Consider the following 11920-nt stretch of genomic DNA (forward strand, 5'->3'; position numbering starts at 1 on the left):
AATATAGCTGACGTATAAGTTCAGGATCATCGAGTGAGGTTTTTCCTCGAAACGAGGGCGAGAGGGATCGCCCTTCTCCCGATCGCGCTGCGTGCAAGCACCGCGGGCATGGTTCACGGCTCTTTCGCTTCCACCGAGATATAGCGGTTCCCGACGTGAAGACATCCATCGAACGCAAGCTGCTGCGGCCGGCCTCGACGCAGGCGCTCGTCGGACGCGAGCCGCCCGATCGCGAGAGCGAGCCGATGTTCGATCTCATCGAGCTGTTCTTCTTCGCCTATCGCGATTTCGTCGGCGACGCCGACCTTCTGCTCGAGAATTATGACTTCGGCCGCGCCCATCATCGCGTCCTGCATTTCGTCTATCGCCGTCCCGGCCTCGCCATCGCGGCCCTGCTCGATATTTTGAAGATCACCAAGCAGAGCCTCAACCGCGTGCTCAAGCAATTGCTCGACGCCGGCTTCGTCGAGGCGCGCGTCGGCGCGAGCGATCGCCGTCAGCGGCTTCTGTTCCCGACGCCGAAGGGCGCGCGTCTGGCCCAGGAGCTGGCGACGCTGCAATCCGAGCGCTTCCGCCGCGTCTTCGGCGAGCTGCCGCCGGAAGCGCGCGAGGCGACGGCCGATTTTCTTCTCGCCATGGTCAATGTCTCGGATCGCGAGAAAGTGCGCGCGCATCTGCCGCCGCGCCGCCGCCGCCGCCAGCTCGCCGAAGACGACGCCGCATGAGCGCCGACGCGCCACAGCCGGCGGCCGGGCCCGGCCCGCATATTCTCGTCGTCGACGACGACAGGCGTATACGCACGCTGCTGTCGCGCTATCTCGCCGCCGAGGGCTATCTGGTCAGCGCCGCCGCCGACGCCGCCCAGGCCCGCGCCCGCCTCGCCGACATGACCTTCGACCTCATCGTCCTCGATGTGATGATGCCGGGCGAGAGCGGTCCCGAATTCGCGCGCAAATTGCGCAGCGAGGCGGAGCCGCTGCGCTCCTCGCCGATCCTCATGCTGACGGCGCTCGGCGAGACCCGCGACCGCGTGGCCGGGCTCGAGGCGGGCGTCGACGATTATCTCGCCAAGCCCTTCGAGCCGCGCGAGCTGTCGCTGCGCATCGCCAGCATATTGCGCCGCGCCGGCCGCTCCGCGCGGCCCGCTCCGGCGGCCTCGAGCGTGCGTTTCGGCGCCTTCGGCTTTGATCTCGAAAAGGGCCGATTGCGCGAGCATGATCGAATCATCCATCTGACGACTCGCGAAGAGGAGATTCTACGCGTGCTGGCGATGAATGCGGGCGAGATCGTGTCACGGCAAAGGTTGGCGCAGCGCCTCGTCGATGGCAAAGTCGAAACCGCCGGCGAGCGTAGCGTCGACGTCGAGGTGGCGCGGCTGCGCCGCAAGATCGAGGGCGACGCGGGCGGCCCGCGCCATTTGCAGACGATCCGCGGCCGCGGATACAGACTGTGGGTGGACGCCGTCGTCGGCCCGGACGAGAGATACGGAAAAGCGCAATGACCCTTGCCCTCCCCGCCGCGCTCGACGCCCCGCGCCAGCTCTGGCGGCGCTTCGCCGGCTGGCTGCATGCGCGCATGCCCAAGGGGCTCTACGCGCGCTCGCTGCTGATCGTCATCCTGCCGATCGTGCTGCTGCAATCGGCGGTGGCCTATTTCTTCATGGAGCGCCATTGGCAGGCGGTGACATCGCGCCTCTCCGCCGCGGTGGCGCGCGACGTCGCGGCGCTGATCGATTTCTACGACGCCTTTCCGAAAGGCGAGCATCGCGAGATCCTCCAGCGCATCGCGGGCGAGGATTTGAGCATCGATGTCCATTTCCTGCCCAAGGAGCCGCTGCCGCCGCCGGCCGCCAAGCCCTTCTTCTCGCTGCTCGACCACACTCTGTCGCGGGAGTTGTCGCTGCGCCTGCAACGGCCCTTCTGGATCGACACGGTCGGGCGCTCCAACATCGTCGAGATCAGAGTCGCGCTCGACGATTCGGTGATGCGCCTGCTGGCCCATCGCACCCAGGCCTATGCGTCGAACTCGGAAATCTTCTTCATCTGGACGGTGATCGCCTCGCTCGTCATCATCGCCATAGCGACCTCCTTCCTGCGCAATCAGATTCGCCCGATCCTGCGCCTCGCCCGCGCGGCGGAGGAGTTCGGCAAGGGCCGCGAGGTGGCCTTCAGCCCGCGCGGCGCGCGCGAGGTGCGGCAGGCCGGCGCGGCCTTTCTGGAGATGAAGCGCCGCGTCGAGCGCGCCATGGAGCAGCGCACGACCATGCTCAACGGCGTATCGCATGATCTGCGCACCATCATCACGCGCTTCAAGCTGTCGCTCGCTCTGATCGGCGAGACGACGGAGACGACCGAGCTGAAGAAGGACGTCGACGAGATGGAGCGCATGGTCGAGGCCTATCTCGCTTTCGCGCGCGGCGACGGCGGCGAGGCGACCGCCGACACCGACGTCGCCGCCCTTCTCGACGAGCTGAAGAGCGATTCCGAGCGTCATGGGCTCGGCGCGAAGGCGAGCTTCGCGGGCCGCAGGCCGGTGGCCGTGCGGCCGGCCGCTTTCCGCCGCGGCCTCGCCAATCTCGTCGGCAACGCGCAACGCTATGCGAAAAACATCGCGCTCTCCGGCCTCAATGACGGCAAGACGCTCACCATCCACATAGACGATGACGGGCCCGGCATTCCGCCCGAGCGTCGGGAGGACGCCTTCCGGCCGTTCTACCGGCTCGACGAATCGCGGAATCAGGACGAGAGCCATTCCGGACTCGGCCTCGCCATCGCCCGCGACATCATGCGCTCGCATGGCGGCGAGGTGACGCTCGAGGGCTCGCCGCTCGGCGGCTTGCGCGCGACCGTCACTTTGCCGGTGTGACGCTCAAACCTGGGCAGGACAGGGAATTTCCTTCGTCACGCCGTCGAGAAAGGCCTTCATGGGGCAATTAGCGCGCATGGGGCCAGGCTTGTTGTTGCCTTGCCAGGTCACGAAGCTGACGATCCCGCGCGCATTGACGGCGACGACCTTGTATCGGTCGGACCCGCTCGTCGCGTAGCACTTGCCTTCCTTTATGTCCTCGGCGGTCAGGGCCATATCCAAATCTCCTCTCGTGATGAGCTTGCCCTCGTCCCGCAAGAGCTGTGCCGAACGTCGCCGTGACGAGCGTCAGTGCGTTTCATGATCGTGATCGTCGTGATCGTGATCGTCATGGTCATGATCGTGATGATCCTCCGCCGCCGCGCCCTTCTTGTGCACGACATGCTCGGTGAGGAAATCGCCGGCGGCGATCACCCCGTCATCGTCCATCGCATGGGCGAGGCCTTTGCGCGTCATCGCCCAGACGCGCGCGCCCTGCGCCGTGAGCCCCGCCTTGGTCTCGCGCGCCGCCGCGAGCGGCGCGGCCTCGTCGGCGTCGCCGTGGATCAGCAGGACCGGCGGCGCGCCATCCGCGCCGACAGGCGGCGACGCGCCATAGGAGCCGCCCGAAAAAGCGACGATCGCCGCCGCCGGACCCGGCCTCGCGAGACCGGCGAGCAGCGCCAACGTCGCGCCTTGCGAGAAGCCGACCAGCGCCAGATGCGAGGCCGGCAGCCGGCGCTTGGCCAAGGCCGCATCGAGGAATAGAGCGAGCGTCGCCAGCCCTTTGGCGAGCCCGTCGGGGTCGTCGGCGTCGAACCAGCGCCGAACGCCATCGGCTCCGGCGGGCGCCTCGGCCGCGAGGAATTCGGCCTTGGGCATCGTCGGCGCCCAATTGAGCGCATGATCGACCATCGACTGGCCGTCCGCGCCCTCCCCATGCAGCATCACGACGAGAAAAGCGGGCTTTCCGCAGGAGAGAGCGGCCAGCGCCGGCCCTTCCACAATATCGGTCATGGGTTCCTCCGTCGGGAGCCGGCGCCTCGCCGGCCGTGGGACGGGTTCAATAAGCGTGCCGAGGGCGTGGCGCCCAAACTGCTTCGCGTAGGTCGCGCCGGGGACGGACCGGCGCACCGTGAGAGCCTAGGCAACCAAGCAAAAGGAGGACCGCGTGGCGGACTACAAAGTGACGGTAGAGGAGCAGCCCGACGGAAAATGGGCCTGTTTCCTGCATGTGCCCGGTGAGGAGCCGTACAACCTCGGCAAGACGTTCAAGAGCGAGGATCGCGCGGACACCTGGCTAACCGTCGGCGAGGCGACGACCGCGATCGACATGGCGGTGGCCAAGCTCACGAAGAAGTGAGCGAGAGGTAAGGGCCGTGATGCGCGCCTGTCGGATCTCCGACAGGCGTTCCCGGCCCTTCGTCCCTTTTATTCCGCGACGGAGCCCCCGCGCGCAGCAAGGAGCGATAATCATGGCGGTTGATTTGAAGGTCGAATGGACCGACGCCGATATAGCGAAGCTCATCGGTTCGGTCGTCGACGACCGCGACTGGCGACTCGAGGTCAATGCGGACGGCGTCGCGTCGCTCGTCGACAAGACGGCCCATCCGACCGACGACGCCTATGACAACCAGCTCCACTGCTTCCTCGAGACTTGGATGCAGGGAACGGACTTCGTTGGCCCTTCGGCCGCGGGCGACAAGGAGCTCGTGGGCAAGGTCGCCAAGGCGCTGCGCGAAAACTATCCGACGCTCAAGGGCCTGAAATTCGTCTACGTGTCGCTGTGATCGCTTCGTGGCCTTCGTGATGCGAAGGCCACGACGCTATAATATTTCTGTTCCGTTAACAATCATGTCCAAACCGTCACCAAACCGTTAAGGGGCGACCATAGACCTCCGGCCAAGCTTATGAGCCGGAGTGTGAAATGCCCTTTCGTCATTGGTTGCTCGCGTCCATCTCGGCGCTGGCCCTTCACGGCGCCGCGATGGCGCAGACCTATCGAACGCCGAATGTCGCCGCCAATGACGGCGCCGCCTCCATCAGCCTCGGCGGACTGACCTTCACCAACCAGGGCCTCGTCGGAACCGGCCGGCTGCCCGCGACGACGATCGACTTCCTCGGCGACACGCTCGGCTCCTTCTCGAGCCTCGCCATCGATCCCTATTCCTGGCGGCGCAGCGGCTCGACTTTCGTCGCGACCATGTTCGCCCTTCCCGATCGCGGCCTCAACGATCCCGCCAATGGCGTCTTCTACGACTATGCGGGACGGCTTCTGAAGTTCAACATCGCCTTCTCGCCCTATTCGGGCGCCAATCTCCCCGCCTCCACCAGCTCGCAAAATCAGGTGCAGATCGCGCCGAACGGCGGCCTGGCGCTGCGCGACAATCAGGGCAAGACCTTCACCGGCGCCGATCCCGGCTCCGCGACGACCACTCTGTTCGGCCGCCTCGCGCCGAGCCCGGCGACGGGCGCGACCGGCGCCGGCAAGATCTCGCTCGACGCCGAGGGCCTCGCCTTCAAGACCGACCGCTCCTTCTACATCAGCGACGAATATGGCCCGTCGATCTTCTATTTCGACGCCAACGGCAATCTGGTCGGCTCGGTCGGCATTCCCTCCTCATTGCTGCCGCGCAGCAGTAGCGCGATCAATTTCAACTCGGTGACAGCGCCGGCCACGGGACGCCGCAACAATCAGGGGCTCGAGGCCGTCTCGGTGAGCCCGGACGGCAATCGGCTCTTCGCGATCCTGCAGAGCGCGCCGATGCAGGATCTGATCGACGCCCAGCAGCAGACGCGCAACAACACGCGCATCCTCGTCTACGACATCGCGCTCAATCCGACGCCGGCCGCGCCGATCGAGACCTATGTGCTGCAGCTGCCGACCTACAGGCTGAACGGCGATGGCGGCGCCGCCAACCGCACCGCGGCGCAGAGCGAGATGGTGGCGCTCAACGACAAGCAGTTCCTGGTGCTGGCGCGCGACGGAACCGGCCAGGGCCCGGCGGGCGGCAATCCGATCATGGTCAAATCCATCTATCTCGTCGACATCGGCCAGGCGACCAATATCGCCGGCACGGCCGCCGATACGACAGCCGGCGGCCAGGTCGCGCCCAATGGCGTGCTGAATCCGGCGATCACGCCGGCGCAGTCGGTCGAGCTCGTGAACATGCTCAATTCGACTCAGCTCGCCCGCTTCGGCCTCAATCTCAACAATGGCGCGCCCGGCCAGTCGGCGCAGTCGCAGCTCACTCTGTCGGAAAAATGGGAGGGCATGGCGCTCGTCCCGACGCTGGTGGAGGGCCGACCGAACGACTTCTATCTCTTCGTCTCCAACGACAATGATTTCACCACGACCAATGGCGTGATGCAGGGCCAGAGCTATAATTCGGGCCAGAACAACGACAATATGGTCCTCGTCTATCAACTCACCCTGCCGACCGCGGTCGATCCGCTGTTCCTGAAATCCATGCGCGATACCGCGCCGCAGGTGCTCGGCCGCATCGACGCCGGCGCGCTCGGCCTCGCCTCCAGCGCCGCGGCGTCGGTCGTCGCGCAGCTGCATTCGATTCGTCGCGCGCAGAGCGGCGTCTTCGCGGCGCAGGGCCTCTCCACCTGGCTCGGCGGCAACGTCGATTTCGGCCCGACCGCGACGCAGCCCGGACTCGACGGCGACCGCACGCTCTATGGCGGCTCCTTCGGCGTCGATTACGGCTGGAAGGAGATTCGCGCGGGCGTCGCGGCGACGGTGCGCGCCGGCCAATATGGCGGCGGCGCGCTCGGCTATTTCGACATTTCGCCGACCGTCTCGCCGAGCCTCTACGCCGGCTATTTCGGCGATCTCTTCTATCTCCACGGAACGGCGACCTTCTCGCCGGACGTCGGCTTCTCCGACATTCGCCGCCTCGGCGCCTATGGGCTCACCGGCGTCGGCCGCACCAGCGTCGACTCCTATGCTGTCGGCGGCGAGACCGGCCTGCGGCTGAAGCTCGATGCGTTCCAATTCACGCCCTTCTTCGGCGTGACGCAGACGACCGCGACGATCCGCGGCTATACGGAAAGCGGCGCGGCCGGCGGCAATGTCGTCTATCCGGAGCACGCCGCTCACGCGACGACGCTGCGCTTTGGCGGCGAGGTCTCGGCCTCTGTCCTCGGCGTCAGCCCTTGGCTGCGGGTCGCCTATAATCAGACGCTCGACCGTGATCCGAAGCGCGTGAACGTCAGCCTCGCCGGCGTGCTGAGCGCCATGGCGACGCAGCCGATCCTCATTCCGACCTATGACCGCAATTCGGTCACGGTCGGCGTCGGCGCGCAGGGCGACCTGACGCCGAGCATCGGCTGGCGCATCGGCTATGACGCCGATGTCGCGACCCGCGACGGCGCTGTCGCCCATTCGGTGACGACGGCCTTGCGCATCGGCTTTTGACCAGAGAGAAGGCGACGCCGCCGTCAGGCGGTGGCGTCGTCCTGATGACGGCGATGATCCCCGGCGTGATGATGCTCCTCGGCGTGATGATGACGCCGACGGGCCTCCTCGTAATCCTCCTCGAGATCCTCGTCGCGGTCGCGCGCATGATGGCGGCCGTGGCGACGATGGCCGGTCACGCCGCGGAAAACCGCCCGCGCCAGACCGCGCAGCGGCGAGGTCAAGCGGTTCAAATCCTCTATGCGCTCGATCACCGCCTCGCTGCGCGAGAGCTCGCGGTCGAGCGCCGCCTTGGTGCGGCAGAGCTCGGCGTCGCGATCGTCGAACCATACGCCGAGCACGCGCCACCAGGCGATGGCGAGACCCTGAAGCTTCAAGGCGCCGAGCGCGCCTTCGCTGTCGATGTCGGCGGCCTCCAGCATGAAACGCATGGAATTGACCGTCTCGCGATTGAGCGCGGCGGCCGCCAGCGGATCGGTCGAGGCCCATTGCGACACCGATTCCAGCGCATTGCGATAGGGCTCCAGCGCCTCGAGACGGCGCAGCAGCACCTCGTAGAGCCGCTCCTTGGCGGGCTCGGAGGCGTAGCGGCCGGAGAAATCCTCCAGCACCTGCCGATCGATCTTGCGCGAGAAGGCCGCGAGCACCGCGCCCTTCGACGGAAAATTGTCGCGGAAATCCGCGAGTGAGACATCGGCGTCATGGGCGATGTCGGAAATGGCTATGTCCTCGAAGGCGCGGCGCGCCGCCAGCCGCATCAAGGATTCGACGATCCGGTCGCGGATCGAGCCGCTCCCATTGCCCGTCTCACTGGTTTTGCCGCTCGTCGCCATCGCCGCCTCCTCAGATCGCTCGAAGCCAGCCGCTTCCACGCTAATTTAGGGCGTTTTGGCCGGATCGGAAGGCGTTTCGGCGCTTCATCCAGACAATTCCCCGGCCCGGCGCCGGGCCGCCGCCACGGCGCGCTCCAACAGCGGCTCCAGCCCGTCCTTCGCCATCAGAACCTCGAGCGCCGCAGCGGTGGTGCCGCCGGGCGAGGTCACATTCCGACGGAGCGTCGCGGGCGTCGCATCGGCGCTCTGGCGCAGCAATTCGCCGGCGCCGGCGACGGTCGCGCGGGCGAGCCGCGCCGCGGTCTCCTCGGGCAGGCCGGCCTCGACTCCTGCCTTGGTCAGGCATTCGACGAAATAGAAAACATAGGCCGGCCCCGAGCCGGACACCGCCGTCACCGAGTCGACGAGCGCCTCGCTCTCGACCCAGACCACCTCGCCCACCGCCGCGAGAAGCGCCTCGGCGACCGCGCGCCCCTCGGGATCGACGGCGGGCGCGGCGTAGGCGCCGGTGATTCCGCGACCGATGGCGGCCGGCGTATTGGGCATGGCGCGCACGAAAAACCGCGCCTGCGGCAGCCGCGCCGAGAGATCGGCGATGCGCTTGCCCGCGAGAATGGAGACGACGAGCGTGTCGGCGCCGGCCTCGCCCGCGATCGCCGGCGCGACCTGGTCCAGCGCCTGCGGCTTGACCGCGAGAATGAGCGCTCGAGCGGCGGCGCGATCTTCCGGATTGAGGCGAAAGCCGCGCTCTTGCGCGAGCGCGACGAGCGCCGGCGAGGGTTGCGGCTCGACGATCGTCACGCCCTCGCCCGAAAGCCCCTGCGCCACCCAGCCCTCGAGCAGGGCGAAGCCCATTTTCCCGGCCCCGACCAGAGTGATCGAGCCGGGCAGTCCGGCCGCGGCGGCCATTTGGATCACGCTTCTCCCTTGGTCTCGAAGGTCGCGGTCTCGAGCGCCTCCTTGGCGCCCTTGCCGGCCCAGAGGACGAATTGGAAAGCCTGATAATAGCGCTCGCAGGTCTCGAGCGCATGGTCCAGCAGAGCCGCGCATTGCGGGCCGGAGGGCTGAGCGCCGCCGGTCAGCAGCAGACCCTGGCGATGCATGACGACGCCCTCGGTCGGCCACAGATCGAAATGCCCGACCCAGAGCTGCTCGTTGATCGTGCGGATCAGCGCCTGCGCCTCGGTGCGGCGACGCTCCGGCACGCGCAGATCGAAGGCGCAGCTCACATGGAGAGTCTCGAGCTCCGCCAGCCAGGTGAAGGCGACATGGTAGTCGGTCCAGCCGCCGGCGACGGAAATGGAGATCTCGTCTTCGGCGTCACGATCGAAGCTCCAATCGTTGGTGGCCGCCAATTGCTCCACGATGTCGACGGGATGCAGGAGACGGTCGAAGTCTTTGTCAGATGCGATCAGCATGAGCGAAACCTAATGTGAGGGTCGGCCAGACAAGGGCGACGGACGCTTCTCTGTTCAGAGACGCATACGCTGACTGCGAGCCTTGCGTTCCCCTCTTACGGAAACCGCCCGACGAAACGAATCGTCATGCTCGTTCACTATGACTCGAAACAATTGAAATGCCGCCGACTCGACTCTTCGTGGACACGAACCTCATGTGCGTTCGAGGACTTGTCGGCACAGTGGTGGATTCGTTTCTGCCGGTCTACAGGCCGCGAGACGACGTCCACAAGCTGAAGCATTCGCGCGACGAAAAACCATGGGACAAGTCTCCGCCGCGCGGCTTGCGCGAAGCTGCGCGGCGGCGAAACGCGTTTCTGCTCCGTCCTTAAGGGGTCATGACGACCGGCGTGCCGACGCCGACGCGCTCATAGAGGTCGACGACATCCTCGTTGAGCATGCGGATGCAGCCATAGGAGGCCGCCGTGCCGACCGAAGCACGCATTTTGCTGGTGGTGCCGTGAATCGCCACCTGATTGCGATCGAGCGTGAGCGCGCGAACGCCCATCGGATTATGCGGCGAGCCGCCATGGATGAAATTGGGCAGCTCGGGGTGGTCGTGCTTGACGATCGCCGGAGGAACCCAGTCCGGATTCACATATTTTCCGTCGATATGGGCGTAGCCGGACCATTCCTTGCCGGATTTGGGCACGGCGACCGGATAGCGGATGGCCGTGCCGTCGCCGTTGACGAGGAACAGGCTGCGCTGGCGGGCGCTGATCACGACCGTGCCCGCCTGCACCGGGGCGCTGTAGGAGACGACATTATGCGCCGCATTCGCCGCCCCCGGCAGAACGGCGAGGCTGCAGGCGAGCGCCGCCGCGGCCGTGACACTCGAAATACGCTGACGAAACGAAATACTCATGGCTCACACCTTCTCCGAATGGCCGGTGTCGCATTCGAACATGTCGCGCATTCTAGCTTCGGCCATATTTCGCGCCAGCCATCCCATGGTTGCGGTTACGGTTTAACACTAAGATTTGCTTACCTGTCTCGCTAAAGCGCGACAGAAGCTGGGGAAACCGTCGCCTTAATTCCGCCGCTCGCGGCGCCGGTTGCGCGCCGCGAGCGTTCGGGGCATGACGAGGCATGGAGAAAAGCTCATCCGCGCCGGCGATTTTCGACCGCGCCCTGCTGCGCCGCCGGATGGCGCGGGCGGCGGCGCGCGGCGCGCCGGATTTTCTGATCGCGCGCGCCGCCGACGATCTCGCCGACCGGCTGGCGGGCATTAGACGCCCCTTCCCGCGCGCGCTCGATCTCTGCACGCCCTCGGGCCATTTCGCCGAGACCGTCGTCGCGAGCGGGCGTCCGCCGCCGCTGCGGGCCGGGCGTTTCTTCGCGCCGGGCGTCGATCTCGTGGCGGAGGAGGAGGCGCTGCCCTTCGCGGCGGAGGCCTTCGATCTCATCGTCTCCGGCTTTGCGCTGCAATGGGTCGACGATCTGCCCGGCGCGCTCGCCCAGGCGCGGCGCATGCTGGCCCCGGACGGGCTGTTTCTCGCTTGTTTTCCGGGCGGGGCGAGCCTCATAGAGCTGCGCGCCGCATTCGCCCAGGCCGAGGATGAAATTTGCGGCGGCGCGAGCCCGCGCGTGTCGCCTTTCGTCGACCTGCGCGATCTCGGCGGGCTGTTGCAGCGGGCCGGCTTCGCTCTGCCGGTCACCGACGTCGATTCCTTCACGCTGCGCTATGATTCATTGTTCGCGCTCTGCGCCGAGCTGCGGGCCATGGGCGCCGCCAATGTGCTGACGCAGCGCTCCCGCAAGCCGCTGCGGCGCGCCGTTCTGCTGCGCGCGGCGGAGATTTATCGCGAGCGCTTCGCCGACGCCGACGGGCGCGTGCGCGCGACGATGGAGCTGGTCTGGCTCTCCGGCTGGGCGCCCCATGAGAGCCAGCAGAAGCCGCTCGAGCCCGGTTCGGCGCAAATGCGGCTGGCGGATGCGCTGAAGCCGCGCGAGGGGACGTCTTAGAGCGCCGCCGCGCCAAAAACGCTAGCGCACCAGAACCTCGATCGTCCGGAGCTGCACGGCCCGCTTCTCCCAAGGGCGATCCACGACGAAGACGAGGCGGGCTCTGCCTGCGGCGACCCCCTCTATACGAAAGGAGCGCCGGCCCGGCGCGCCGACCAGCGGATGGTCGGACCGACCGCCCGAAGGCGCGAAACCGCCCTCGCCGACCCGCGCGATCGCCGGATTTTTGCTCGCCTCGCGATCGAAGCGCCAGACATAGCCGGTCGAGGGATTCTCGACGAATTGAATCGTCCGCGTCTCGCCCTTGGCCAGGGCGAGCGGCCCCTCGCCGGCCCGAGAAACGGATAATTCGAGCAAAATCATCGCGATCGCGACAAGAATCGGCGTCTTCATCC

General features: G+C 66.8%; 14 protein-coding genes. 7 read left to right on the forward strand and 7 right to left on the reverse strand.

Going from position 1 to position 11920, the window contains the following annotated elements:
* Positions 1-155: 155 nt before the first annotated feature.
* Genes VIF40_RS17590 through VIF40_RS17600 form a run of 3 tightly spaced genes read left to right on the forward strand, consistent with a single transcriptional unit; the run spans position 156 to position 2865 of the window.
* Complete coding sequence (locus tag VIF40_RS17590) at positions 156-725, forward strand: MarR family winged helix-turn-helix transcriptional regulator (protein WP_331938813.1); 570 nt, start codon at positions 156-158, stop codon at positions 723-725.
* Positions 722-1501, forward strand: a complete 780-nt coding sequence (locus VIF40_RS17595) for a response regulator (RefSeq protein ID WP_331938814.1) — start codon at positions 722-724, stop codon at positions 1499-1501. The genes VIF40_RS17590 and VIF40_RS17595 overlap by 4 nt, the downstream gene beginning before the upstream one ends.
* A complete protein-coding gene (locus tag VIF40_RS17600; RefSeq protein ID WP_331938815.1) occupies positions 1498-2865 on the forward strand; it encodes an ATP-binding protein in 1368 nt (455 codons plus the stop codon). Before VIF40_RS17595 ends, VIF40_RS17600 begins: the two co-directional genes overlap by 4 nt.
* Positions 2866-2868: 3 nt before the next feature.
* Here the strand turns inward: VIF40_RS17600 and VIF40_RS17605 are convergent, their stop codons facing one another.
* A complete protein-coding gene (locus VIF40_RS17605; protein ID WP_331938816.1) occupies positions 2869-3081 on the reverse strand; it encodes a hypothetical protein in 213 nt (70 codons plus the stop codon).
* A 72-nt stretch (positions 3082-3153) separates the two neighbouring features.
* Positions 3154-3861: a phospholipase gene (locus tag VIF40_RS17610; protein WP_331938817.1), complete on the reverse strand. Its 708-nt coding sequence runs from the start codon at positions 3859-3861 to the stop codon at positions 3154-3156.
* Positions 3862-4015: 154 nt separating this feature from the next.
* Here VIF40_RS17610 and VIF40_RS17615 point away from each other — a divergent pair, with 154 nt between their 5' ends.
* From VIF40_RS17615 to VIF40_RS17625, 3 genes are all read left to right on the forward strand, one after another.
* On the forward strand, positions 4016-4207 hold the full coding sequence (locus VIF40_RS17615) for a hypothetical protein (protein WP_331938818.1): 192 nt from the start codon (positions 4016-4018) through the stop codon (positions 4205-4207).
* Positions 4208-4319: 112 nt separating this feature from the next.
* Positions 4320-4634 (forward strand): hypothetical protein, encoded by a 315-nt coding sequence (locus tag VIF40_RS17620; RefSeq protein ID WP_331938819.1) that lies wholly within the window; start codon positions 4320-4322, stop codon positions 4632-4634.
* Positions 4635-4771: 137 nt separating this feature from the next.
* On the forward strand, positions 4772-7270 hold the full coding sequence (locus VIF40_RS17625) for an esterase-like activity of phytase family protein (protein WP_331938820.1): 2499 nt from the start codon (positions 4772-4774) through the stop codon (positions 7268-7270).
* 23 nt (positions 7271-7293) lie between these two features.
* Here the strand turns inward: VIF40_RS17625 and VIF40_RS17630 are convergent, their stop codons facing one another.
* The 4 genes from VIF40_RS17630 to VIF40_RS17645 form a co-directional block, all read right to left on the reverse strand.
* Positions 7294-8103 carry a TetR/AcrR family transcriptional regulator gene (locus VIF40_RS17630; RefSeq protein WP_331938821.1) on the reverse strand — a complete coding sequence of 270 codons (810 nt, stop codon included), beginning with the start codon at positions 8101-8103 and terminating at the stop codon, positions 7294-7296.
* A gap of 84 nt (positions 8104-8187) precedes the next feature.
* Positions 8188-9012: a pyrroline-5-carboxylate reductase gene (gene proC / locus VIF40_RS17635; protein WP_331938958.1), complete on the reverse strand. Its 825-nt coding sequence runs from the start codon at positions 9010-9012 to the stop codon at positions 8188-8190.
* A gap of 5 nt (positions 9013-9017) precedes the next feature.
* Entirely contained in the window at positions 9018-9521 is a 504-nt protein-coding gene (locus VIF40_RS17640; protein ID WP_331938822.1) for a YbjN domain-containing protein, read from the reverse strand.
* A 367-nt stretch (positions 9522-9888) separates the two neighbouring features.
* The gene (locus VIF40_RS17645) at positions 9889-10425 is read right to left on the reverse strand and encodes a L,D-transpeptidase (RefSeq protein ID WP_331938823.1); all 537 of its coding nucleotides are present in this window, start codon (positions 10423-10425) and stop codon (positions 9889-9891) included.
* 224 nt (positions 10426-10649) lie between these two features.
* Between VIF40_RS17645 and VIF40_RS17650 the strand changes: the two genes are divergently transcribed.
* Positions 10650-11525, forward strand: coding sequence for a methyltransferase domain-containing protein (locus VIF40_RS17650; protein ID WP_331938824.1), 876 nt, complete (start codon positions 10650-10652; stop codon positions 11523-11525).
* A gap of 21 nt (positions 11526-11546) precedes the next feature.
* Here the strand turns inward: VIF40_RS17650 and VIF40_RS17655 are convergent, their stop codons facing one another.
* A complete protein-coding gene (locus tag VIF40_RS17655) occupies positions 11547-11918 on the reverse strand; it encodes a protease inhibitor I42 family protein (protein ID WP_331938825.1) in 372 nt (123 codons plus the stop codon).
* Positions 11919-11920 lie beyond the last annotated feature (2 nt).

The sequence above is a fragment of the Methylosinus sp. genome (assembly GCF_036560965.1).
Taxonomy (GTDB): Bacteria; Pseudomonadota; Alphaproteobacteria; order Rhizobiales; family Beijerinckiaceae; genus Methylosinus.

Excerpts from the sequence above, each read along its gene's own strand:
- VIF40_RS17595 (WP_331938814.1), top strand. The coding sequence starts at position 722 with ATGAGCGCCGACGCGCCACAGCCGGCGGCCGGGCCCGGCCCGCATATT.
- VIF40_RS17600 (WP_331938815.1), top strand. The coding sequence starts at position 1,498 with ATGACCCTTGCCCTCCCCGCCGCGCTCGACGCCCCGCGCCAGCTCTGG.
- VIF40_RS17605 (WP_331938816.1), bottom strand. The coding sequence starts at position 3,081 with ATGGCCCTGACCGCCGAGGACATAAAGGAAGGCAAGTGCTACGCGACG.
- VIF40_RS17610 (WP_331938817.1), bottom strand. The coding sequence starts at position 3,861 with ATGACCGATATTGTGGAAGGGCCGGCGCTGGCCGCTCTCTCCTGCGGA.
- VIF40_RS17620 (WP_331938819.1), top strand. The coding sequence starts at position 4,320 with ATGGCGGTTGATTTGAAGGTCGAATGGACCGACGCCGATATAGCGAAG.
- VIF40_RS17625 (WP_331938820.1), top strand. The coding sequence starts at position 4,772 with ATGCCCTTTCGTCATTGGTTGCTCGCGTCCATCTCGGCGCTGGCCCTT.
- VIF40_RS17630 (WP_331938821.1), bottom strand. The coding sequence starts at position 8,103 with ATGGCGACGAGCGGCAAAACCAGTGAGACGGGCAATGGGAGCGGCTCG.
- proC (WP_331938958.1), bottom strand. The coding sequence starts at position 9,012 with ATGGCCGCCGCGGCCGGACTGCCCGGCTCGATCACTCTGGTCGGGGCC.
- VIF40_RS17640 (WP_331938822.1), bottom strand. The coding sequence starts at position 9,521 with ATGCTGATCGCATCTGACAAAGACTTCGACCGTCTCCTGCATCCCGTC.
- VIF40_RS17645 (WP_331938823.1), bottom strand. The coding sequence starts at position 10,425 with ATGAGTATTTCGTTTCGTCAGCGTATTTCGAGTGTCACGGCCGCGGCG.
- VIF40_RS17650 (WP_331938824.1), top strand. The coding sequence starts at position 10,650 with ATGGAGAAAAGCTCATCCGCGCCGGCGATTTTCGACCGCGCCCTGCTG.
- VIF40_RS17655 (WP_331938825.1), bottom strand. The coding sequence starts at position 11,918 with ATGAAGACGCCGATTCTTGTCGCGATCGCGATGATTTTGCTCGAATTA.